The following is a 22,063-nucleotide window of genomic DNA, read 5'->3' on the forward strand; positions in this document are numbered from 1 at the left end:
CGGATGTGGAAGCCCAGTAATGGGTGGAGCTGACCGGTACTAATAGGCCGAGGGCTTGTCCTCAGTTGCTCGCGTCCACTGTGTTAGTTCTGAAGTAACGAACACGCCCCCCTTCGGGTGGTGCGGCGGTTCAACTTCATAGTGTTTCGGTGGTCATAGCGTTAGGGAAACGCCCGGTTACATTCCGAACCCGGAAGCTAAGCCTTTCAGCGCCGATGGTACTGCAGGGGGGACCCTGTGGGAGAGTAGGACGCCGCCGAACAATCATTGTGGGAAAGCCCCGCACCTTCTGGTGCGGGGCTTTTCTGCGTTTACGGGGTCCTTCTGTGCTGCGGTGGTACCCGGCGTGGGGACTCCCCTAGGGAATCCCCACGCCATCACAGACGGCCGGCCGCCTTCAGGGCGAGGTACGCGTCCGCGAGAGCGGGAGCCAGGTCGTCGGGGGAGGCGTCGACGACGGTGACGCCGTGGCGCTGGAGCTGTTCCGCCGTGCGGAGGCGCTGGGCTTGGGCCTGGGTCGCGGCGGCGGCCTCGTAGACGCCCTCGATCGTGCCGCGGTTGCCGGCCATGCGGTCGATGTGCGGGTCGCCGGGGGAGGCGACCAGGACCGTGTGGCGTTGGGTGAGCTGCGGCAGGACAGGGAGGAGGCCCTCCTCGACGGGGGCCGCGTCCAGGCCGGTGAGCAGGACGATGAGTGAGCTGCGCGGGGCGCGGGCCAGGGCGGTGGCCGCGAGACCGCGGGCGTCGGTCTCGACGAGTTCGGGTTCCAGCGGGGCCAGGGCGTCGACCACGGCGGGCAGGACGTCGCCGGCGGAGCGGCCCTGGACCTGGGCGCGGAGGCGGCGGTCGTAGGCCAGGAGGTCGACGCGGTCGCCGGCGCGGGAGGCCAGGGCGGTGAGGAGGAGAGCGGCGTCCATCGCGGCGTCGAGGCGGGGGACGTCGCCGACGCGTCCGGCGGAGGTGCGGCCGGTGTCGAGGACGATGAGGATGTGGCGGTCGCGTTCGGGGCGCCAGGTGCGGACGGCGACCGTGGTCTGCCGGGCGGTGGCGCGCCAGTCGATGGAGCGGATGTCGTCGCCGGGGACGTATGTGCGAAGACTGTCGAACTCGGTGCCCTCACCGCGTGTCAGGACGCTGGTGCGGCCGTCGAGTTCGCGGAGCCGGGCCAGCCGCGAGGGCAGGTGCTTGCGGCTGGCGAAGGGCGGCAGGACGCGTACGGTCCAGGGGACGTGGTGGTTGCCCTGGCGGGCGGCGAGGCCGAGGGGGCCGTAGGAGCGGACGGTGACGCGCTCGGCCTGGCGGTCGCCGCGGCGGGTGGGGCGCAGCGCCGTGGTGATGCGGCGGCGTTCCCCGGCGGGGACGGTCAGGCGCAGGCGCGTGGGGGTCTGGGCGGCGCTCGGTGCCCAGGCGTCGCGGAGCTGGGCGCGAAGGCGGCGGCGGGACGGGTTGGTGACGGTGAGTTGGATGTCGGCGCCGTCACCCAGTCGAACGGACGTATCACCACTTCGGGTGAACTGGAGCGTTCTTACTGGCGCGGCCATCGCGTAGTCGCACAGAATTGCGAGTGTGAGGGGCGCGTTCACCGCGAGCATCCCCGTCCAACTGGGGGCGAGGATGCCCACGGGGAGTGACCCGATGGCGGCGAGCAGGGCGGTGCGTCCGGTGAGGGCCATGGGGCGCCGTTCTCAGCGGGGTACGGGGACGTGGGCGAGGATCGAGTTGAGGACGGAGTCGGGAGTGACTCCCTCCATCTCGGCCTCGGGCCGCAGTTGGATGCGATGGCGCAGGGTCGGCAGCGCGAGGGCCTTCACATCGTCCGGGGTGACGTAGTCCCGGCCGGTGAGCCAGGCCCAGGCGCGGGCCGTGGAGAGCAGTGCGGTGGCTCCTCGGGGGGAGACGCCGAGAGTGAGCGAGGGGGATTCACGCGTGGCACGGCAGATATCGACGACGTAGCCGGCGATCTCGGCGGAGACCGCCACCTTGGCCACGGCCTCGCGGGCCGCCTCGAGTTCGGCGGGGCCGGCGACGGGGCGGACTCCGGCGGCCTTCAGGTCGCGGGGGTCGAAGCCCTGGGCGTGGCGGGTGAGGACATGGATCTCGTCCTGGCGTGAGGGCAGCGGGACCGTCAGCTTCAGCAGGAAACGGTCGAGTTGGGCCTCGGGCAGCGGATAGGTGCCCTCGTACTCGACGGGGTTCTGGGTCGCGGCGACGAGGAACGGCTCGGGGAGGGGACGGGGTGTGCCGTCCACCGTGACCTGGCGTTCCTCCATGGCCTCCAGGAGCGAGGACTGGGTCTTCGGGGGCGTCCGGTTGATCTCGTCGGCGAGCAGCAGGTTGGTGAAGACCGGGCCGGGCTGGAAGGAGAACTCGGCGGTCCGGGCGTCGTAGACGAGGGAGCCCGTGACGTCGCTCGGCATCAGGTCGGGGGTGAACTGGACGCGCTTGGTGTCGAGTTCGAGCGAGGTGGCGAGCGCCCGCACCAGGAGGGTCTTGGCGACTCCGGGTACTCCCTCGAGGAGGACGTGGCCCTTGCAGAGCAGGGCGACGACGAGACCGGTGACGGCGGGGTCCTGGCCGACCACGGCCTTCGCGATCTCGGTGCGCAGGGCCTCCAGGGAGGCGCGGGCGCTGTCCGAGGTCGTCATGGTCTCGGGGGTCGGGGCGCTCATGAGGTGCGTACCTCTCTTTCGAGGGCGTCGAGTTGGTCCGCGAGGCGGATGAGGGTGGCGTCGTCGGCGGGCGCCGGGCCGAAGAGGAGTTCCCGGTGGTCCCCGGGGGTGGCGGCGAGCCGGGCGGAGAGTGCGGGGAGGAGCAGATCGGGGGAGTGGGCGTCCTTGGTGGGGACGCCGAGGAGCGGGGCGATCCGGCCGCGGGTCGCGGTGCGCAGGACGGTGGCGGCGCGGTCGCGGGCGTCGGCCTTCCGGTAGAGGCGGGCGCGTCCCTCGGTGGCCTCGGAGGCGCGGACGGCGACGGGGAGGCGCTCGGGTACGAGGGGGCCCAGGCGGCGGGCGCGCCAGACGGCGGCGAGGACGGCCGCGACGGCGAGCTGGAGGGTGCCCCACAGCCAGCCGGACGGGATCAGTTCGAGGAAGGTGCCGGTGGGGTCGTCCGCGGCCTCGGGGTCGGCGGGGGTGTCGGTGAGCGAGGGGAGGTACCAGACGAGATGAGGGCGGGAACCGAGGAGTTGCAGGGCGAGGGACGCGTTGCCCTGGTGGGCGAGGTGCTTGTTGTACAGGAGTTCGGCGGAGCCGAGCAGGACCGTATCGGTGGTGCCGGGGCCGGGGAGGCGCACGAGGGTCGGCAGGCCGTCGGAGAGGTAGCAGGCGTCGGCCGCGGTGGTGCCGGTGTCGTAGCGCTCCCCGCCGAGGTCGACGCTGCCGGCGCGGGTGGCGGCGGGCAGGGTGCAGGCCGGTTGCAGGGGTTCGACGGCGGTGCTCGTAGCGGTGTCGAGGCCGGGGGCGAGGGTGTCGAGGGAGGAGACGCCGGCGCCGAGGAGGACCGTGCGGCCGGCCGAACCGGTCATCGCCGCGTGGAGGGTGGACTGCTGAACGGGGGTGAGCAGGTCCGGGGCGGTGACGAGGAGGGTGGTGTCGGCGCCGGTGGCGGCGGTGGCCTCGGTGAGGGTTTCGGCGACGTCGACGGTGACGCCCTGGGCCTTGAGGAGTTCGGCGACGGCCCGGCTGCCGTAGGGGTCGGCGGAGCGGGGATCGAGGAGGCCGTGGTGGCCGGTGGAGCGGGCGGTGGCCAGGACGATCCCGCCGATCAGGAGCAGCGCGAGCACCAGGAGGGTGCCGCGTGCGCGGGTCCAGATCTGGCGGGGGGTGAGCGAGGTGGAGGTGGTGCTGGTGGCCGGTCGGCTCATCGGGGCGCCTCCGTGAAGGCGCCGCCTGCGGCGGCCGTGTCGAAGGACGGTTTCGTCCGCTCCAGGGCGGTGTCCAGTTGCTCGATGCGCCGGTACGTGGGCTCGTCGGCGCTGCGGCCGCCGTATGTGACGTCGTCGAAGGCGCGGGCGGCGGAGCGCAGGGCGTCGGCGTGGGCGGGCAGGGACCGGCCGGCCTCGGCCGCCGCCTCGTCGGCGGTGCGGCCGGGGCGCGGGTCGAGCAGGGTGCGTTCTTCGAGGGAGCGGACGATGGCGCGCATGCGTTCCTGGACGGCCTGGTTCCACTGGCCGGCGGAGGCGTGGCGGGCTGCGGCGGCCCGGTGCTCGGCGGCGGTGCGGGGGCCGTCGTCGAAGAGGGAGTCGCCGCCGCCGGTTGCGGTGCGCCGGGGGGTGCCCAGGCGCCACCAGAGGGCGGCGATCACGGCGAGCACGACGAGGACGACGGCCACGAGACCGACGACGCCTCCGGGCGTGGCTCCGGAGGCCGCGTCGAAGAGGCCGTCGACCCAGTCCCAGAAGCGGTCGAGTCCGCGTTGGAGAAGGCTGGGGTCGTTCTCGTGGTACATCGGCTTGGACAGTTCCCGCTCCGCCGCCTCCTGGGCGGGGACGCGGGGAACCTGCACCGGTACGTCGCCGGCCGTGCCCCCCGTGACCGTCACGCCATCAGCCTCCGTAGCCGGGGAGTCCGGCGGCGCGGGCCAGTTCGAGGTCGAGGGCCTCGCGGCGGATGCGCTGGTCGATGTAGAGGAGGACGGTCACGCCGGCGGAGATCGGGTAGGTGATCGCGCTGGTGACGACGCCTCCGATGCCCATGACGATCAGGTAGGACCAGCTGGTCTCGGAGATGGTGCCGTCGAGGATGTCGCCGATCCCGTCGCCCGCGACGCCCATCGCGAGGAAGGCGAAGGGGAAGGCGATCAGCATCGAGAAGAGGAAGATCAGCAGCTGGGTCAGCATGTTGATGCCGAAGATGCGCCACCAGGAGCCCTGGACCAGCTTCGCCGAGCGCTTCAGCGCCTTCATGACGCCCTGCCGCTCCAGCATCAGCGCGGGCGAGGCGAGGCTGAAGCGGATCGTCAGCCAGACCACGGCCGCGAAGGCGCAGGTGCCGCCGAGGAAGGCGAGGCCGACACCGCTGTTGCCGCCGAGGAGCAGACCGGGCAGCAGGCCGACGAACATGATGCCGGCGGCCATCAGCGGCACCAGCAGGGTCAGTCCGAGCAACTGGAGCAGGCGCGGGCGCGCCTCCTGCCAGGCGGTCCCCAGGGTGACGGGGCGGCCGAGGACGGCGCGGCTGATGACGACGGTGAGCAGTGCGGCGCTGACGAGGGTCGCGGCGACCATGATGAGGTAGGCCGGGCCCATGGCGATCAGGCTGCTCTGCATGGCGTCGACGCTCTGGGAGAGGGCCTCGGCGGGGCTCGCGTCCGGGTTGATCTGCGGAGGCGCGGGGATCAGGTAGCGCTGGGCGAGGATCTCCGCGACCTGCATGACGACGGCGACCGTGACGGAGACGGTGAGGACGGTCTGCCAGTAGCGGCGCAGGGTGGCGACGGAGCCGTCGAGGATGTCGCCGATGGTCAGCGGGCGGAGCGGGATCACGCCGGGCTTGGCGGCCGGTGCCGGGCCCCACTGGCCGTGCTGCTGTCCCCAGGGGCCCGGTGCGGCCTGGCTGTGCGAGCCGCTGTCGGCGCGGGCCGGGGTCGCGGGCGGTGCGCCGTGCACGGGGGCGGTCGGCGGCTGCCACTGTCCGGCCGGCGGCTGATCCTTGGACCACTGCGGGGCGGAGCCGTTCGCGTCGCCGGGCGAGGCGGGCCGGGGCACCCCCTGGCCGTCCTGGTCGTCGGAGGGGGCAGATCCGGGCGAGGCCCAGCCCGGAGTGTCGTTCACGGTCGTCCACCTCGAGGAATGGTCGCGGGGCCGGATCGGCGAACCGGCTCGGTCTCTGCGGCCGACCGCCTGGAGCGGCGGGCCGGGAGCCATCGTGCCACGCGGGGCCCGCACGCGGGCGGGGCCGGGCTTTCCTCCCACGCCTTCCCTCCGGAGGCGGCGGCGGTCACACTGTCCCGATGCCCGATTCGTGCGCGCGCACCGTGCTTTTCGTCCCGTCGTGGCGGCACGGGGTACGGTGCAGGCCGGTCACGGGGGCCTTCGTTGGTGACACCCATGTCCGTCACCGCAGGTCAGTGAGGTATCTCACCAGCCGCCTTGAGACTGATACGGAAATGGGATGATGTCGATATGAAGGGACGCGTTCTTGTCGTCGATGACGACACCGCACTGGCCGAGATGCTCGGGATCGTGCTGCGAGGAGAAGGCTTCGAGCCGTCGTTCGTCTCGGACGGCGACAAGGCGCTCGCCGCTTTCCGTGAGGCCAAGCCGGACCTGGTGCTGCTCGACCTGATGCTGCCCGGCCGGGACGGCATCGAGGTGTGCCGGCTCATCAGGGCCGAGTCCGGTGTGCCCATCGTCATGCTCACGGCCAAGAGCGACACCGTCGACGTCGTGGTGGGCCTGGAGTCCGGGGCCGACGACTACATCGTGAAGCCGTTCAAGCCGAAGGAGCTCGTCGCCCGCATCCGGGCGCGGCTGCGGAGGTCGGAGGAGCCGGCGCCCGAGCAGCTGGCCATCGGTGACCTGGTCATCGACGTGGCCGGGCACTCCGTGAAGCGGGACGGGCAGTCCATCGCCCTGACGCCGCTGGAGTTCGACCTGCTCGTCGCCCTGGCCCGCAAGCCGTGGCAGGTGTTCACGCGCGAGGTGCTCCTGGAGCAGGTCTGGGGCTACCGGCACGCCGCCGACACCCGTCTGGTGAACGTGCACGTCCAGCGACTGCGCTCGAAGGTCGAGAAGGACCCCGAGCGCCCGGAGATCGTGGTGACCGTCCGCGGTGTCGGTTACAAGGCAGGACCGAGCTGACATGAACGCAGGCAGTGCTGCTCCGAAGCCCGGGGACCCGGGAGTCCGTACGGGGCGGACTGCCGGACCGGGGCGGGGGGGCTCGAGTCTTGGCCGTCTGCTCCAGGACGGGACACCGGGAGGACCGGTGTTCCGGCTCGTCGCGCGCTGGGTGCGCCGGCCGCTGCTGCCCGCCGTGCGGCTGTGGCGGCGGAACCTCCAGGTGCGGGTGGTCGCCGGCACCCTGTTGATGTCGCTCGGAGTGGTGCTGCTGCTCGGCCTGGTCGTCATCGGCCAGGTCCGTAACGGTCTGCTCGACGCCAAGGAGAGGGCCGCGCAGAGCCAGGCGGCGGGCGGTTTCTCCGCAGCCCAGGACCGGGCCGCGACCACGCCGTCCGCGCCGGGCGGCGACCAGGGCGGCGGCCGGGCCGGTTCGTCGGTGAACTGGCGTTCCACGCTCGTCGAGCAGCTCGCGAGCGGCGGCCAGAGCGCCTTCAACGTCGTCGCGCTCTCCCTGGAGACCGGGGACACCGCGAGCCGCGGCGCCCGTGCCTCCGGCGAGGTCGACCCGACCACGAGCATCCCCGCCGAACTGCGGCACAGCGTGGCGCAGGGCACCAACACCTTCCAGACGTACGCCCGCATCCACTACACCAGCGGCAAGGCCTCCGAGCCCGGCCTGGTGGTCGGCAAGCGCCTCAACGACGCCGACGGCACCCCGTACGAGCTGTACTACCTCTTCCCGCTGGCGCAGGAGGAGGACTCCCTCGCCCTGGTCAAGGGCACCCTGGCGACCGCCGGTCTGTTCGTGGTCGTGCTGCTCGGCGCCATCGCGTGGCTGGTGGTGCGGCAGGTCGTCACGCCCGTGCGGATGGCGGCCGGGATCGCCGAGCGGCTCTCGGCCGGCCGGCTCCAGGAACGCATGAAGGTCACCGGCGAGGACGACATCGCGCGGCTCGGCGAGGCCTTCAACAAGATGGCGCAGAACCTCCAGCACAAGATCATGCAGCTGGAGGACCTCTCCCGGATGCAGCGGCGCTTCGTCTCGGACGTCTCGCACGAGCTGCGTACCCCGCTGACGACGGTGCGGATGGCGGCCGACGTCATCCACGACGCGCGGGCCGACTTCGACCCGGTCACCGCGCGTTCCGCGGAGCTGCTCGGCGACCAGCTCGACCGCTTCGAGTCGCTGCTGTCGGACCTCCTGGAGATCAGCCGGTTCGACGCGGGCGCCGCGGCCCTGGAGGCCGCGCCGATAGACCTGCGCGAGGTGGTGCGGCGGGTCATCGGCGGCGCGGAGCCGCTGGCCGAGCGCAAGGGCTGCCGGATCGTCGTCGTCGGCGACGAGCAGCCCGTCGTGGCCGAGGCGGACGCGCGCCGCGTCGAGCGGGTGCTGCGCAATCTGGTCGTGAACGCCCTGGAGCACGGGGAGGGCCGGGACGTGGTCGTGCGGCTCGCCGCCGCGGGCGGGGCCGTCGCCGTGGCCGTACGGGACTACGGCGTGGGGCTCAAGCCGGGCGAGGCGACCCGGGTCTTCAACCGGTTCTGGCGCGCCGACCCGGCGCGCGCCCGTACCACCGGTGGTACGGGTCTGGGCCTGTCGATCGCGGTGGAGGACGCGCGGCTGCACGGCGGCTGGCTCCAGGCGTGGGGCGAGGCGGGCGGCGGTTCGCAGTTCCGGCTGACGCTGCCGCGCACCGCGGACGAGCCGCTGCGCGGCTCCCCGATCCCGCTGGAGCCGGACGACTCCCGCCGCAACCGCGAGCAGGCGGCGGCCGCCCAGGCGGCCGTGGCCGGTACCGAGGCGCGCCTGTCTGCGGTGCCGGCGCAGTCGGCCGGGGACCGCTCCGCCGCCCTGCCCGTACCGCCGCGGATGCCGTCCGTGCCGAGGGCGACGGTGGATCCGACGGCCCTGCCGGGCAACGGTGCCCGGGTGGTGGCCAGGACGTCCGAGGGTGCGGACGGCGACGGTGGTGAGGCGATGGCGTCGACGCGCGCCGAGCGGGAGGACGGAACACGTGGGCGCTGACCTTCGAGGGCCGCGGCAGGCCCCGGGGCGGGGACGGTCGGTGCGAGGCGTGGTCCTCGCCGCGTGCGGTTCGCTGCTGGTGGCCGGCTGCGCGACCATGCCCGACAGCGGTGACGTGAGCGCGGTGAAGGCGTCCAACGCGGGCGATTCGCAGGTGCGGGTGTACGCGGTCGCGCCGCGCGAGAACGCGGATCCGGACGAGATCGTCGACGGCTTCCTGGAGGCCATGACGAGTGACGACCCCGGCTTCGCGACGGCGCGGAAGTACCTGACGAAGCAGGCCGCCCGCACGTGGAAGCCGGAGGAGAGCATCACGGTGCTCGCCGACGCTCCCGACCGCGACCAGGCCGACCGGCTGGCCGACCCGGAGTCGAAGGGGCGGGCCTATCCGCTGTCGGGGCGGCGGATCGCGACGGTCGACGCGAGCCACGCCTACCAGTCGCAGACGCCCGCCGAGTTCAACGAGTCGATCCACGTGGTGCAGCAGCCCTCGGCGGACGGCAAGAGCAGGGAATGGCGCATCGACAGCCTGCCGAAGGGCCTGGTCCTCGGCGAGGCGGACTTCCTGCGCAACTACCGCTCGGTCAACAAGTACTACTTCGCCTCCGGGGAGAACTGGGTCGTCGCCGATCCCGTGTACATCCGGCAGCGCCAGGACCCGGTCACCCGCATGGACCCGGTGACCCAGACCGTCAAGGCGCTCCTGGACGGGCCGACGGGCTGGCTGGGCCGGGCCGTGGACTCGCGCTTCCCGTCCGGTACGCAGCTGCGGACCGGGGTCACCACGCTGACGACCGACGACCAGTCCACGCTCAAGGTGCCGCTCAACGCGAAGGCCGACCACGTCAGCTCCCCGGCCTGCAAGGGGATGGCGGCGCAGCTGCTGTTCACGCTGGGCGACCTGACCTCGGTCCGGGTCGAGCAGGTCGAGATCCTGGGCAGCGACGGCAACTCGCTGTGCCGCCTCGGCAAGGGGCAGGCCCTGGAGGAGTACTCGCCGGTGCGGGATCCGCGCCGGGGCGAGAACCCGTACTTCGTCGACGAGCACGGCAAGCTGATGATGCTGTCGATCGGCGCGAAGCAGGCCGACAGGCCGGCCGAGGTGCCCGGCCCGTTCGGCAAGGGAGCGACCCCGCTGCGCTACGTGGCGGTGGACCGCGACGAGAGCCAGGCGGCCGGGGTGGGCCAGGACGGGCGCGAGCTGCGCGTCGGCTCCCTCACGACCGAGGAGGAGCTGCCGGCCCCGGTCGTGATCAGCAGTGCGCTGAGGCCCGACGACCGGCTGTCCGCGCCGAGCTGGGACGGCCGCGGTGACCTGTGGGTGGCCGACCGCAATCCGGTGCGGCCGCGGCTGTGGATGGTGCCGGGCGGCCGGGGCGACCGGGTCGAGGTGAGCACGCCGTGGCTGAAGGACGGCGCCCGCGTCGAGTCGCTGCGCGTCTCCGCGGACGGCGTCCGCATCGCGCTGCTGGTGACCGAGGACAAGAAGACCACCCTGCAGATCGGGCGGGTCGAGCGGAGCTACGCCGACGGCCACGAGAGCGTGTCCGTGATGGACCTGCAGAACGCGGCGCCGCGCCTGGAGTCCGTCACCGCCGTGTCCTGGGCCGGCCCGAGCCGTCTCGTCGTCGTCGGCACGGAGGCCGGCGGGGTGCAGCAGGTGCGGTATGTGCAGACGGACGGCTCGACGTCGACGACGTCCGTCCTGCCGGGCCTGAACGGCGTCACCGCGGTGGCCGCGCCGCACGGCGACCAGGCCCCGGTGGTCGCGGACTCCGGCCCTGACGGCATCGTGCGCCTGGTGCCCGGCGCGAACTGGCAGCCCGTGGTCAAGGAGGGCGGCTCGCCGGTCTATCCGGGTTAGGCCCTGTCGTCGAACTCCTGCCTGCCCCGTCGCGTCTGTCCGTGGAGAACCCGTCCGGTCGTCCGGGCGGGTTTTCCACAGGGGTGGCCGGAGCGGCCCGGCAGGAGCACAGTGGAGCCATGCGGGGGTGGTGGCGAGAGTTCGCCGGGCTGGTGCTGCCGGTCTCCTGCGGAGGATGCGGGAGGCCCCGTACAGCGCTGTGCCCGCTGTGCGCGGCCGAGCTCACCGGGAGCGGGCCGGGGCCGGTGCGGCCGGCGCCCGAGCCCGAGGGGCTGCCGGACGTGCACGCGGCGGCGCCGTACGAGGGCGGGGTGCGCGCGCTGATCCTGGCCCACAAGGAGCGCGGCGCGCTGGCACTCGCCGGACCGTTGGGCGGTGCGCTGGCCGGTGCCGTGGAGGCCGCCGAGCGGGCCTCTGGCGGACCGGGGCCGGGCCCTCTGCTGCTGGTACCGGTGCCGTCCTCGCGGCGGTCGGTGCGCGCGCGTGGGCACGATCCGACGCGGCGGATCGCACTGGCGGCGGCGGGGCGGCTGCGGCGTACCGGACGGGCGGCGCGGGTGCTGGCGGTGCTGCGTCAGCGCCGTCGGGTGGCCGACCAGTCGGAGCTCGACGCACGGGGGCGGCTCGCGAACCTGGCGGGCGCCCTGGAGGTCTCCGCGGGTGGTGTGCGGCTCCTGGACGAGGCCGCGCGGGCGGGTGGCCGGGTGGTGCTCGTGGACGACCTGATGACCACCGGGGCGTCGCTCGCGGAGGCCGCGCGGGCGCTCGCGGCGGCACGTCCCGGCGGACCCCGTCCGTTCATTCCCGGATTGCGGGACAGCCCGAAGGGAGAGGGGGCGGAAGCGCTATTCGAACAGCCGGCGGCAGCGGTAGTCGCATCTTCTCCGTCCTCGTTCGAAATAAACCGGAACTCGCGGGGAAGTTGCATCGTTGCAGGTGGTGAGAGGTGAATGCACCCGAATGGAGGTAAGTGGCTGCAGCGGGTGCCGACACCCGTCCGAACGAGCTATGTTCGGTTGTGAGGAATGGCGAATGCTACGCCTCACCGAATGCACGGGTGCGCCTACAGGACAGGAGTTCAGGGCGAATTAACCTCTGGTTGGTGGGGTGGGGAGCTTGTCGACTGGGGAGGAGGAGGTCAGGTCGCCAAGTCCGAGACTCCGGTAATCGCCGGAGTCTGGTGCAAAGGGAGATGCTCGCCGGCCAAGGCGCCGGACCGAGCGATCCGGGAACGGAGTTCTGCGTGGACATCGTCGTCAAGGGCCGCAAGACCGAGGTGCCCGAGCGGTTCCGGAAGCACGTGGCCGAGAAGCTGAACCTGGAGAAGATCCAGAAGCTCGACGGCAAGGTGATCAGCCTCGACGTCGAGGTGTCCAAGGAACACAATCCGCGGCAGGCCGACCGGTCCGACCGCGTGGAGATCACCGTCCATTCCCGAGGCCCGGTGATCCGGGCGGAAGCGGCGGCAGGCGACCCGTACGCAGCGCTCGACCTCGCCCACGGCAAGCTGGAAGCGCGCCTGCGCAAGCAGCACGACAAGCGGTACACCCGCCGCGGCACCGGCAGGCTGTCCGCCGCCGAGGTCGCCGACGTCGTGCCCGGTGTCGCCCAGCTCAACGGCAGCGGCGAGCTCGTGTCCGAGGAGCCCGGTGTGCCCACCACGATGATGGGCTCGATCGAGGTCCAGGGCGAAGGGCCGCTGGTGGTCCGGGAGAAGACCCACCAGGCCGCCCCCATGACGCTCGACCAGGCGCTCTACGAGATGGAGCTGGTCGGGCACGACTTCTATCTCTTCGTCGACTCCGACACGAAGCAGCCGAGTGTCGTCTACCGGCGGCACGCCTATGACTACGGCGTCATCCACCTCGAGAGCGACCCGCTCGCCGGGAGCGGAGGCGCGGGCGGTGCGCTGGGCGGCTGACCCTCGGCCGCAGGAACACGACACCGTCGACCACGACCCACCCGGTGCCCCTGAAGCGCCCCTCGCGCTCCCAGGGGCACCCCTTTGCGCCCCCGCGCTGCCACGGGATCACCGCTGGGCCGTCGGGGCATGAAATCATGGCGTGCACGCCAACCGGTGCTCCCCGAGCAGCGGTTGGAGGACCGAAAGCTCAATCAGACACGACTTCAGGCCACGGCCTTCAGGGGGAGGAACGATGGCGGACGGCTTCGGGCCGGTGCACAGCGGGCGGGACGATCACGGGCCGGGGAATCCGGAGGGATCGGATTCGGCCAACGGCGCGTCACGGGACGAGCCGATCCGGGTCCTCGTCGTGGACGATCACGCTCTTTTCCGCCGCGGTCTGGAGATCGTCCTCGCGCAGGAAGAGGACATCCAGGTCGTCGGAGAGGCGGGTGACGGCGCCGAGGCCGTCGACAAGGCCGCCGACCTTCTCCCCGACATCGTCCTCATGGACGTCCGGATGCCCAAGCGGGGCGGGATCGAGGCCTGCACCTCCATCAAGGAGGTGGCCCCCAGCGCGAAGATCATCATGTTGACGATCAGCGACGAGGAGGCCGATCTCTACGACGCGATCAAGGCGGGCGCGACCGGCTACCTCCTGAAGGAGATCTCCACCGACGAGGTCGCCACCGCGATCCGCGCGGTGGCCGACGGGCAGTCGCAGATCAGCCCGTCGATGGCGTCCAAGCTGCTGACCGAGTTCAAGTCGATGATCCAGCGCACCGACGAGCGCCGGCTCGTGCCCGCGCCCCGGCTGACCGACCGCGAGCTGGAGGTCCTCAAACTCGTCGCGACCGGGATGAACAACCGGGACATCGCCAAGGAGCTGTTCATCTCCGAGAACACCGTGAAGAACCACGTCCGCAACATCCTGGAGAAGCTGCAGCTCCACTCCCGGATGGAGGCCGTGGTCTACGCGATGCGGGAGAAGATCCTCGAGATCCGCTGACGCCCCGGCAGCCGGCCCGCGGGCCGGGCGGATCCGCTCGCGGGGCAGGCCCCGCGGATCGCCTCACCGGTCTGGGCGGCCGCCGGTCCCGTGGACGGTGTCGCCTGCGCCTCGGAAGGCCCCGCGGACGGTCTCGCAGACCTGCGGGCGCCCTTGGATGGCTCGCCGGCCCCGCGGACGCCCTCTCCGGCTGCGAGGGGTCTCCCTCAGCCGAGGGCCTTCACCAGCTCCGGCGCGAGCTCGGGCGCGTCCACCCGCTCCACCGCCACCGCGTCGCAGCCCACCCACGCGGCCGCCTCGCGCAGCGCGGTCGCCACCGCGGGCACCGCCTTCGGGCCCTCCAGCGACACCTGCCGCGCGACCAGGGTCCGGCCGTCGCGCGCCGGGTCCACCCGGCCCACCAGCCGGCCGCCGGCCAGGACCGGCATCGCGAAGTACCCGTACACCCGCTTCTGCTTCGGCACGTACGCCTCCAGGCGGTGCGTGAAGCCGAAGACGCGCTCGGTGCGGGCCCGCTCCCAGATCAGCGAGTCGAAGGGCGACAGCAGCGTCGTCCGGTGCCGGCCGCGCGGCTCCGTCGCCAGCGCCGCCGGATCCGCCCAGGCAGGCTTCCCCCAGCCCGCCACCGTCACCGGGACGAGACCCGAGTCCGCCACCACCGCGTCGAAGGCCTCGGCCTTGATCCGGTGGTAGTCGGCGATGTCCGCCCTCGTGCCGACGCCGAGCGCCTCGCCCGCCTGGCGCACCAGCCGGCGCAGGCACTCCGTGTCGTCCAGGTCGTCGTGGAGCAGCGCGTCCGGGACGGCGCGCTCGGCCAGGTCGTACACCCGCTTCCAGCCGCGTCGCTCGGTGACCACCACCTCGCCGTACATCAGGGCCCGCTCCACGGCGATCTTCGAGTCGGACCAGTCCCACCACTCGCCCTTGTTCTTGGCGCCGCCGAGCTCGGTCGCGGTCTGCGGCCCCTCCGCCCTGAGCTGGGCGATCACCGCCTCGTAGGCGCCGTCCGACAGCTGGTGGCCCCAGTGCGGGCGGTCGCGGTAGGCGCGGCGGCGGAAGGCGAAGAGCGGCCACTCCTCGATGGGCAGGATGCAGGCCGCGTGCGACCAGTACTCGAAGGCGTGGGGCCGGGGCGCGGCCGCGCCCTCGGACGAGGCCGTCCAGTACGCGTCCTCGACCGTGCGGCGGCCGACGGCGCCCAGACGCGCGTACGGGATGAGCTCGTGCGAGCGGGCCAGCACGGAGATGGTGTCCAGCTGGACCTGACCGAGGTGGCGCAGCACGCCCCGGACCCCGGCCCGGCGGTCCGGGGCGCCGAGGAACCCCTGGGCCCGCAGGGCGATCCGGCGGGCTTCGTCGGCGGACAGTTCGGCGGCGGGGCGCGGGTCGGTCGTCATGGTCGGCAGCCTAGGCGGCGGCACCGACAACCGGCCGGGACGTGCGCGCGGGCCGATGGGCGGGGCTCAGGCCCGCGTCGGGGCCTTCGCCGGCAGGTACGGCAGCGGCGAGGGAAGCCCCAGGTCGGAGGGGAGGAGCGAGCCGAGCCAGCAGTCGCGGACCGTGTCGTGGTGGACCAGGCCCGCCCGCTCGACGCCCTCGACGACGAAGCCGGCCCGCTCGGCCACCGCGCGCGAGGGGGCGTTGCCGACCTCGGCACGCCACAGCAGGCGGTGCACGCCGATCGAGAAGGCCCAGCGGGCGACGGCGGCGACGGCCTCCGTCATGTAGCCCTGGCCGCGGTGCTCCTTGGACTGCCAGTAGCCGACCTCCCGGACGCCCTGGCTGCGCGGGTGGAGGCCGGTGGCAGCGAGCAGCGGGCCGCCGTCCAGGGGCTCGACCGCGAAGGCGTACTCGCCGTCCTGGCGCCAGCCCTCCGGCACGAGGCGGGTCACGAAGAGCTCGGCGTCCGCACGCGTGTACGGGGAGGGGACGGTGGTCCAGCGCTGGATGTCGGGGTCCTGGCAAGCCTCGTAGACGGCGTCCACGTCCGCCGCCGCGAAGGGGCGCAGGCGCAGCCGTTCGGTCGTGAGTGTGATGGGCTCCATGACGGAATTCTGCGGACCCGCCCGGACCGGCGCGAACAGTTTTCGGCGGAGGCGGCACCTTCCGGCGCCCTTGTGCGTTCTCTCTTCACGGGAGGCGTCACGGGCGCGAACGGAGCTCCGGCACTGCGGGCCTCCCTTCGTGAGGGCGGTCTCGCTTACGATGGCCGTTGCGGTGGGGACCACCTGCCGTGCCCGCGCCCGAGTCATGACAAGACCCAGTGCCAGGCCCGACCGGCAAGGAGACCAGCCTCAGTGTCCGTCTTCCACAAGCTCATGCGTGCAGGCGAAGGTAAGATCCTGCGCAAACTGCACCGCATCGCGGACCAGGTCAACTCCATCGAAGAGGACTTCGTCAACCTCTCCGACGCCGAGTTGCGGGCGCTCACGGACGAGTACAAGCAGCGGTACGCGGACGGCGAGAGCCTCGACGACCTGCTGCCCGAGGCCTTCGCCACCGTCCGCGAGGCCGCCAAGCGTGTCCTCGGCCAGCGCCACTACGACGTGCAGATCATGGGCGGCGCGGCCCTCCACCTCGGCTACGTCGCCGAGATGAAGACCGGTGAGGGCAAGACCCTCGTCGGTACCCTCCCGGCGTATCTGAACGCGCTGTCCGGCAAGGGCGTGCACCTGATCACGGTGAACGACTACCTGGCCGAGCGCGACTCCGAGATGATGGGCCGGGTCCACCGCTTCCTGGGTCTCCAGGTCGGCTGCATCCTCGCCAACATGACCCCGGCCCAGCGCCGCGAGCAGTACGCCTGCGACATCACGTACGGCACGAACAACGAGTTCGGCTTCGACTACCTGCGCGACAACATGGCGTGGTCCCAGGACGAGCTCGTCCAGCGCGGCCACAACTACGCCTGCGTCGACGAGGTCGACTCGATCCTCGTCGACGAGGCCCGTACGCCGCTGATCATCTCCGGCCCGGCGGACCAGGCCACCAAGTGGTACGGCGACTTCGCGAAGCTCGTCACCCGCCTCACCAAGGGCGAGCCGGGCAACCCGCTCAAGGGCATCGAGGAGACCGGCGACTACGAGGTCGACGAGAAGAAGCGCACCGTCGGCATCCACGAGTCCGGCGTCGCCAAGGTCGAGGACTGGCTGGGCATCGACAACCTGTACGAGTCGGTGAACACCCCGCTCGTCGGTTACCTGAACAACGCCATCAAGGCCAAGGAACTGTTCAAGAAGGACAAGGACTACGTCGTCATCGACGGCGAGGTCATGATCGTCGACGAGCACACCGGCCGTATCCTCGCCGGCCGTCGCTACAACGAGGGCATGCACCAGGCCATCGAGGCCAAGGAGGGCGTGCCGATCAAGGACGAGAACCAGACCCTCGCCACGATCACCCTCCAGAACTTCTTCCGCCTCTACGACAAGCTCTCCGGCATGACCGGTACGGCCATGACCGAGGCGGCCGAGTTCCACCAGATCTACAAGCTGGGCGTCGTCCCGATCCCGACGAACAAGCCCATGCAGCGCAAGGACCAGCCGGACCTGATCTACCGGACCGAGGTCGCCAAGTTCGCCGCGGTCGTCGACGACATCGCGGAGAAGTACGAGAAGGGCCAGCCGGTCCTCGTCGGCACCACCTCGGTCGAGAAGTCCGAGTACCTGTCGCAGCAGCTCAGCAAGCGGGGCGTCCCGCACGAGGTGCTGAACGCCAAGCACCACGAGCGCGAGGCCGCGATCGTCGCGCAGGCGGGCCGCAAGGGCGCCGTCACCGTCGCCACGAACATGGCCGGCCGCGGTACGGACATCAAGCTCGGCGGCAACCCGGACGACCTCGCCGAGGCGGAGCTGCGCCAGGCGGGTCTCGACCCCGTCGAGCACGTCGAGGAGTGGGCGGCGGCCCTGCCGGGCGCCCTGGAGCGTGCCGAGAAGGCCGTGAAGGCGGAGTTCGAGGAGGTCAAGGAGCTCGGCGGCCTGTACGTCCTGGGCACCGAGCGCCACGAGTCCCGCCGTATCGACAACCAGCTCCGCGGCCGCTCCGGCCGTCAGGGCGACCCGGGCGAGTCCCGCTTCTACCTGTCGCTCGGCGACGACCTGATGCGCCTCTTCAAGGCGCAGATGGTCGAGCGCGTGATGGCCATGGCCAACGTGCCGGACGACGTGCCGATCGAGAACAAGATGGTCACCCGGGCCATCGCCTCCGCGCAGGCCCAGGTCGAGTCCCAGAACTTCGAGACGCGTAAGAACGTCCTGAAGTACGACGAGGTCCTCAACCGGCAGCGCGAGGTCATCTACGGCGAGCGCCGCCGTGTCCTGGAGGGCGAGGACCTGCACGAGCAGGTGCGCCACTTCATGGACGACACCATCGACGACTACATCCGCCAGGAGACCGCCGACGGCTTCGCCGAGGAGTGGGACCTGGACCGGCTGTGGACCGCGTTCAAGCAGCTCTACCCGGTGAAGGTCACCGTCGAGGAGCTGGAGGAGGCGGTGGGCGACCGCGCGGGCATCACCGCCGAGTTCATCGCCGAGGCCGTCAAGGACGACATCCACGCGCAGTACGACGCGCGCGAGAAGCAGCTCGGCTCGGAGATCATGCGTGAGCTGGAGCGCCGCGTGGTCCTCTCGGTCCTCGACCGCAAGTGGCGCGAGCACCTCTACGAGATGGACTACCTCCAGGAGGGCATCGGCCTGCGCGCCATGGCCCAGAAGGACCCGCTCGTCGAGTACCAGCGCGAGGGCTTCGACATGTTCTCCGCGATGATGGAGGGCATCAAGGAGGAGTCCGTCGGCTACCTGTTCAACCTGGAGGTCCAGGTCGAGCAGCAGGTCGAGGAGGTCCCGGTGCAGGACGCGGCCCCGTCCCTGCAGAAGCAGGACGCGGTCCCGGCCGGCGCCGGCCGCCCGGAGATCCGCGCCAAGGGCCTCGACGCCCCGCAGCGCCCGGACCGCCTGCACTTCTCCGCGCCGAAGGTCGACGGCGACGGCTCGGTCGTCGAGGGCGACTTCGCCTCGGACGGCGACGGCTCCGGCGACGGCATGACCCGCGCGGAGCGCCGCAAGGCCCAGAAGAGCGCGGGCGGACGCCGACGCAAGAAGTAAGTCCCCGCGACGCCGCACGCACGTCGTGGTGCGGCGCCGCGAGCCACAGGACGCCGAGAGAGGGCCGGTCGCCGGGCGACCGGCCCTTTCGCGTGCCCGGGGTCGGACTGCTTCGGGGTCGGCGTGCCTCGGGGGCCGCGTACCCCGGGGCCCTCATGCCTGGGGGCACGCGGGCCCTGGGGGCGGGGTCGCGCGGCGGGACGGCGGTTCCTGGGCCGGAGCCTTGGGCCGCGGTCCTGGGGTGGCGTCCCGTGCCGCAGTCCGGGGCCGGAGTCCGGGGCCGGAGTCCTGGGCCGCAGTCCGGGGCCGGAGTCCGGGGCCGGAGTCCGGGGCCGGAGTCCTGGGCCGGAGTCCTCGGCCGGTGTCCTCCCAGGGCTTGGCCGGAGCCTGGTCCGGGCGTGTTCGGCAGGAGCGCTCTTTCGGGGATGCCGGGGTGCCGACCGTCCCTCGGGGATGCCCGGTGCCGGCCGTCCGTCGGGGCGGGTCACGCGTGGGGCAGGCCGTCCAGTTCCACGGCCGCGCAGCGCCAGCGGCGGTCCGGGCCGCGCTCCAGGCGGAAGGCCATGGCGCGGACTCGATCGCCGGCGGTGACGGTGGCGCAGGCTTCGACGGTGTTGTCGGCCGGGACGCGGCAGTGGCAGCGCTGGAGGACCGGGCGGGGGCCCGAGGAGCGCAAAGGCGTCGCCGGAGCCAGGTGGACCAGCTGCTCGTACGCCTCGCCGATGGTGTGGCCGAGCATCCAGTGGACGGGGCGTTCGCCGCTCAGGACGGCGAGCAGGCGCTCCGCGAAGACGACGTGGGCCGGCAGCACCCGGCGCGGGGCGGTGCCCGCGCGGCCGTGCGGGTGGGTGCCCGCCGGGCCGGACGGGCGGCGTGGGGCGGTGTGCCGGCGCGTGGGCGTGGGTGTGGTCATCGGATCCCCGTTCGTAGCGCTGGGTGAGCGGCGCGTACCAGTCGGTAACTTCGTAGGGGATCTTTTACGGGGGTGCGCCGCCGAGCGGCAAGGGGAGACCGAGGGGCGCCCGTCACGCAGCGCGATTCACCTATCAGGGGGACGGGGCCGCGACGGCGGGCGCGGGCGTACGAGGGAGTGCGGAGGAGTTCCGTCGGCGACGCCCCTGAGTGCCCGGGGCACCGCCCCTGAAGGGGGACTCCGCACGTATCCTGAGGCTGTTTCCGACTACGAAAGCGGCCAGCCATGCGCGTGTACGTACCCCTGACCCTCCCCGGTCTCGCACAGGCGCACAAGGCGGGCGAGCTCGGCCCCGGGCCGCTCACCGCCTACGCCGTCACCCCCGCCCTGCGCGAGTGGTACGTCTCCGACGACCTCGAGGAGCTGGAGTACGCCGCGCTCAACCGCGCCGCCGCCGCCTCGCTCCGGCTGCTCGCCGGTGACCCCGAGGCCGCGCGCCGGCGGGTCGTCGTGGCCGTGGACGTGCCGGACAAGGAGGCCGTCGTCGACCCCGACCGCGGGCTCGACGCGAGCTCGCTCGGCGAGGTCCGTATCGCGGGCGCCGTGCCGCTGGCCAAGGCCGCGGCCGTGCACGCCGACGCCGACGACGCCGAGTCGGACGTCTCGGCGGCGGCCGACGCGCTCGGCGCGGCCGACCAGGGCGACGACGACGCCCAGTTCGTCGTGGACGGCGCGGAGGACCACGAGCTCCTCTGGTACGGCGTGCAGGAGATCCCCGGTCTCCTCGGCTGAGACCCCGGCCGCCGCCCCACCCCGCCCTGCTCGGCTGAGGCCTCGACCCGGCCTTCGACCTCGTCCACCGACCGGTCCTCGGCCTCGGCGTCACCCGGCCGGCCGGTACCGTGCTTCCCATGGGGAAGCACGCGAAGCATCTGGTCTGGGACTGGAACGGCACTCTGCTCGACGACATCGCCGCGGTCATCGGCGCCACCAACGCGGCCTTCGCCGAGCTGGGGCTCGAACCGATCACCCTGGAGCGGTACCGGGAGCTGTACACGGTGCCGGTGCCGAAGTTCTACGAGCGGCTGATGGGGCGGCTCCCCACGGACGACGAGTGGGTCGTCATGGACGACGCCTTCCACCGTCACTACTGGCTGCGGGCCGAGGACTGCGGGCTCACCCTGGGCGCGGCGGAGCTGCTCGCGGCGCGGCAGGCGTCCGGGTTCACGCAGTCGCTGCTCTCGCTCGCGCCGCACGCGGAGCTCGTGCCGCTCGTGCGGCGGCACGGGATCGCCGAGCGGTTCGTGCGGGTCGACGGGCGGACCGACCGGTCCACGGACGGGAAGTCCGGGCACATGGTGCGGCACCTGGCGGCCTTGGAAGGCGTGCCTGCGGAGCGGATCGTCGTCATCGGGGACGCGGCGGACGATGCCCGGGCGGCGGCGTACGTGGGCGCCAAGGCGGTGCTGTACACCGGGGGCTCGCACAGCCGGCGGAGCCTCGAGGTGGCGGGGGTGCCGGTGGTGGACTCCCTCGCCGAGGCGGTGGCCGTGGCGGACGAGCTCGTCTGACGGCCGGGGGAGCGAGGCCGGGTGCGGCCCGTGGCGGGGCGTGCCCATCCGTTCCGCCCCGCGGAACAGGTGCTCACGAACCCCCGCCCCGGCCCGCGGCCCGCAGGCTCGAAGGCCGCCTTCGGGCGGCCGGTGTCACCCCTTGGCTTCGCGGAGGATCTTGAGGAACTCCCTCATCCAGGTCGGGTGGTCCGGCCAGGCGCGGGACGAGACCAGCTGGCCGTCGACCACCGCCGCCGTGTCCTGGAAGGTCGCGCCCGCGGACTGCATGTCGAGCTCCAGGGCCGGGTACGCGGTGACGCGGCGGCCCTCCAGGCTGCCGATGGCGGCGGTCAGGAGGGGGCCGTGGCAGATCTGGGCGACGGGCTTGTCCGCGTCGAAGAAGGACTTCAGGATCTTGCGGAGCTCCGGGTCGTTGCGCAGGTACTCCGGGGCGCGGCCGCCGGGGATGACCACGGCCAGGTACTCGCCGGGGTCGACCTCGGAGAAGGACAGGTCGGCGGGCCACGTGTAGCCCGGCTTCTCCGTGTACGTGTCGTAGCCCGGTTCGAAGTCGTGGACGACGAAGCGGAGCTGCTTGCGGGCGGGCGCCGCGATGTCGACCTCGTACCCCTCCTCCAGGAGGCGCTGGTACGGGTACATCACCTCCAGCGACTCCGCCGCGTCTCCCGTCACGATCAAGATCTTCGCCATGGCGACTCTCCCCGGTCTGTCGATCCGTCGGTGGCCGTGCGTGGCCGTGTGCCCCGGGGAACCATTCGTCGCTGTCCAGATCGTCAAACTTCCCGACCCGCTTTTGTACACATAAGGCTCATGACGGCCGGGGGGTCAACAGCGATAGGCTTTTCCCGTGATCAGCGCGATACGCCGAGGGGGCAACGCAGCCCCCGG

Annotated in this window: 18 protein-coding genes and 1 rRNA gene; 10 read left to right on the plus strand and 9 right to left on the minus strand. The window is 72.3% G+C overall.

The genetic code is table 11. The annotated features are described in order from the left end of the window. The first annotated feature begins 145 nt into the window (after positions 1-145). Positions 146-262: ribosomal RNA gene (gene rrf, locus ACIGXE_RS00005) — 5S ribosomal RNA — on the plus strand. 115 nt (positions 263-377) lie between these two features. Here rrf and ACIGXE_RS00010 read toward each other — a convergent pair. Genes ACIGXE_RS00010 through ACIGXE_RS00030 form a run of 5 tightly spaced genes read right to left on the minus strand, consistent with a single transcriptional unit; the run spans position 378 to position 5,770 of the window. After that, entirely contained in the window at positions 378-1,673 is a 1,296-nt protein-coding gene (locus ACIGXE_RS00010; RefSeq protein WP_399740560.1) for a DUF58 domain-containing protein, read from the minus strand. 12 nt (positions 1,674-1,685) lie between these two features. After that, a complete protein-coding gene (locus tag ACIGXE_RS00015) occupies positions 1,686-2,669 on the minus strand; it encodes an AAA family ATPase (RefSeq protein WP_399740563.1) in 984 nt (327 codons plus the stop codon). Then, positions 2,666-3,862, minus strand: a complete 1,197-nt coding sequence (locus ACIGXE_RS00020; RefSeq protein ID WP_399740565.1) for a DUF4350 domain-containing protein — start codon at positions 3,860-3,862, stop codon at positions 2,666-2,668. Before ACIGXE_RS00020 ends, ACIGXE_RS00015 begins: the two co-directional genes overlap by 4 nt. After that, positions 3,859-4,539: a DUF4129 domain-containing protein gene (locus ACIGXE_RS00025; protein WP_399740568.1), complete on the minus strand. Its 681-nt coding sequence runs from the start codon at positions 4,537-4,539 to the stop codon at positions 3,859-3,861. The genes ACIGXE_RS00020 and ACIGXE_RS00025 overlap by 4 nt, the downstream gene beginning before the upstream one ends. Positions 4,540-4,543: 4 nt before the next feature. Next, positions 4,544-5,770, minus strand: coding sequence for a glycerophosphoryl diester phosphodiesterase membrane domain-containing protein (locus ACIGXE_RS00030; protein WP_399740571.1), 1,227 nt, complete (start codon positions 5,768-5,770; stop codon positions 4,544-4,546). A 351-nt stretch (positions 5,771-6,121) separates the two neighbouring features. Here ACIGXE_RS00030 and mtrA point away from each other — a divergent pair, with 351 nt between their 5' ends. From mtrA to ACIGXE_RS00060, 6 genes are all read left to right on the plus strand, one after another. Then, the gene (gene mtrA, locus ACIGXE_RS00035) at positions 6,122-6,799 is read left to right on the plus strand and encodes a two-component system response regulator MtrA (RefSeq protein WP_030250475.1); all 678 of its coding nucleotides are present in this window, start codon (positions 6,122-6,124) and stop codon (positions 6,797-6,799) included. A gap of 1 nt (position 6,800) precedes the next feature. Continuing rightward, a complete protein-coding gene (gene mtrB, locus ACIGXE_RS00040) occupies positions 6,801-8,807 on the plus strand; it encodes an MtrAB system histidine kinase MtrB (protein WP_399740574.1) in 2,007 nt (668 codons plus the stop codon). 97 nt (positions 8,808-8,904) lie between these two features. Further along, entirely contained in the window at positions 8,905-10,671 is a 1,767-nt protein-coding gene (locus ACIGXE_RS00045; protein ID WP_399743640.1) for an LpqB family beta-propeller domain-containing protein, read from the plus strand. A 119-nt stretch (positions 10,672-10,790) separates the two neighbouring features. Beyond that, on the plus strand, positions 10,791-11,621 hold the full coding sequence (locus ACIGXE_RS00050; RefSeq protein ID WP_399743643.1) for a ComF family protein: 831 nt from the start codon (positions 10,791-10,793) through the stop codon (positions 11,619-11,621). Positions 11,622-11,914: 293 nt separating this feature from the next. After that, complete coding sequence (gene hpf, locus ACIGXE_RS00055) at positions 11,915-12,592, plus strand: ribosome hibernation-promoting factor, HPF/YfiA family (RefSeq protein ID WP_399740577.1); 678 nt, start codon at positions 11,915-11,917, stop codon at positions 12,590-12,592. Positions 12,593-12,827: 235 nt separating this feature from the next. Next, complete coding sequence (locus tag ACIGXE_RS00060; protein WP_399740580.1) at positions 12,828-13,583, plus strand: response regulator; 756 nt, start codon at positions 12,828-12,830, stop codon at positions 13,581-13,583. 206 nt (positions 13,584-13,789) lie between these two features. On the opposite strand, the gene ACIGXE_RS00065 is transcribed toward ACIGXE_RS00060, so the two are convergent. Both ACIGXE_RS00065 and ACIGXE_RS00070 read right to left on the minus strand, forming a co-directional pair. Next, on the minus strand, positions 13,790-14,980 hold the full coding sequence (locus ACIGXE_RS00065) for a winged helix-turn-helix domain-containing protein (RefSeq protein WP_399740583.1): 1,191 nt from the start codon (positions 14,978-14,980) through the stop codon (positions 13,790-13,792). Between the two features lie 66 nt (positions 14,981-15,046). Further along, positions 15,047-15,628 (minus strand): GNAT family N-acetyltransferase, encoded by a 582-nt coding sequence (locus ACIGXE_RS00070; protein ID WP_399740586.1) that lies wholly within the window; start codon positions 15,626-15,628, stop codon positions 15,047-15,049. 252 nt (positions 15,629-15,880) lie between these two features. Between ACIGXE_RS00070 and secA the strand changes: the two genes are divergently transcribed. Then, a complete protein-coding gene (gene secA / locus ACIGXE_RS00075) occupies positions 15,881-18,688 on the plus strand; it encodes a preprotein translocase subunit SecA (protein ID WP_399740590.1) in 2,808 nt (935 codons plus the stop codon). A 484-nt stretch (positions 18,689-19,172) separates the two neighbouring features. On the opposite strand, the gene ACIGXE_RS00080 is transcribed toward secA, so the two are convergent. Continuing rightward, positions 19,173-19,601, minus strand: a complete 429-nt coding sequence (locus tag ACIGXE_RS00080) for an Rv3235 family protein (RefSeq protein ID WP_399740593.1) — start codon at positions 19,599-19,601, stop codon at positions 19,173-19,175. Positions 19,602-19,886: 285 nt separating this feature from the next. On the opposite strand from ACIGXE_RS00080, the gene ACIGXE_RS00085 reads away from it, so the two are divergent. Further along, positions 19,887-20,393 (plus strand): DUF6912 family protein, encoded by a 507-nt coding sequence (locus ACIGXE_RS00085; RefSeq protein ID WP_399740596.1) that lies wholly within the window; start codon positions 19,887-19,889, stop codon positions 20,391-20,393. A gap of 119 nt (positions 20,394-20,512) precedes the next feature. Then, on the plus strand, positions 20,513-21,172 hold the full coding sequence (locus ACIGXE_RS00090; RefSeq protein ID WP_399740599.1) for an HAD family hydrolase: 660 nt from the start codon (positions 20,513-20,515) through the stop codon (positions 21,170-21,172). A 135-nt stretch (positions 21,173-21,307) separates the two neighbouring features. Here the strand turns inward: ACIGXE_RS00090 and ACIGXE_RS00095 are convergent, their stop codons facing one another. Further along, the gene (locus tag ACIGXE_RS00095; RefSeq protein WP_399740602.1) at positions 21,308-21,865 is read right to left on the minus strand and encodes a DJ-1/PfpI family protein; all 558 of its coding nucleotides are present in this window, start codon (positions 21,863-21,865) and stop codon (positions 21,308-21,310) included. Positions 21,866-22,063 lie beyond the last annotated feature (198 nt).

The organism is Streptomyces sp. NPDC053431 (assembly GCF_044544925.1).
In the GTDB taxonomy this organism is placed as follows: domain Bacteria; phylum Actinomycetota; class Actinomycetes; order Streptomycetales; family Streptomycetaceae; genus Streptomyces.

Coding starts and splice junctions, on each gene's coding strand:
- ACIGXE_RS00010 (WP_399740560.1), bottom strand. CDS start 1,673: ATGGCCCTCACCGGACGCACCGCCCTGCTCGCCGCCATCGGGTCACTC.
- ACIGXE_RS00015 (WP_399740563.1), bottom strand. CDS start 2,669: ATGAGCGCCCCGACCCCCGAGACCATGACGACCTCGGACAGCGCCCGC.
- ACIGXE_RS00020 (WP_399740565.1), bottom strand. CDS start 3,862: ATGAGCCGACCGGCCACCAGCACCACCTCCACCTCGCTCACCCCCCGC.
- mtrA (WP_030250475.1), top strand. CDS start 6,122: ATGAAGGGACGCGTTCTTGTCGTCGATGACGACACCGCACTGGCCGAG.
- mtrB (WP_399740574.1), top strand. CDS start 6,801: ATGAACGCAGGCAGTGCTGCTCCGAAGCCCGGGGACCCGGGAGTCCGT.
- ACIGXE_RS00045 (WP_399743640.1), top strand. CDS start 8,905: ATGCCCGACAGCGGTGACGTGAGCGCGGTGAAGGCGTCCAACGCGGGC.
- ACIGXE_RS00050 (WP_399743643.1), top strand. CDS start 10,791: ATGCGGGGGTGGTGGCGAGAGTTCGCCGGGCTGGTGCTGCCGGTCTCC.
- ACIGXE_RS00060 (WP_399740580.1), top strand. CDS start 12,828: ATGGCGGACGGCTTCGGGCCGGTGCACAGCGGGCGGGACGATCACGGG.
- ACIGXE_RS00065 (WP_399740583.1), bottom strand. CDS start 14,980: ATGACGACCGACCCGCGCCCCGCCGCCGAACTGTCCGCCGACGAAGCC.
- ACIGXE_RS00070 (WP_399740586.1), bottom strand. CDS start 15,628: ATGGAGCCCATCACACTCACGACCGAACGGCTGCGCCTGCGCCCCTTC.
- ACIGXE_RS00080 (WP_399740593.1), bottom strand. CDS start 19,601: ATGACCACACCCACGCCCACGCGCCGGCACACCGCCCCACGCCGCCCG.
- ACIGXE_RS00085 (WP_399740596.1), top strand. CDS start 19,887: ATGCGCGTGTACGTACCCCTGACCCTCCCCGGTCTCGCACAGGCGCAC.
- ACIGXE_RS00090 (WP_399740599.1), top strand. CDS start 20,513: ATGGGGAAGCACGCGAAGCATCTGGTCTGGGACTGGAACGGCACTCTG.
- ACIGXE_RS00095 (WP_399740602.1), bottom strand. CDS start 21,865: ATGGCGAAGATCTTGATCGTGACGGGAGACGCGGCGGAGTCGCTGGAG.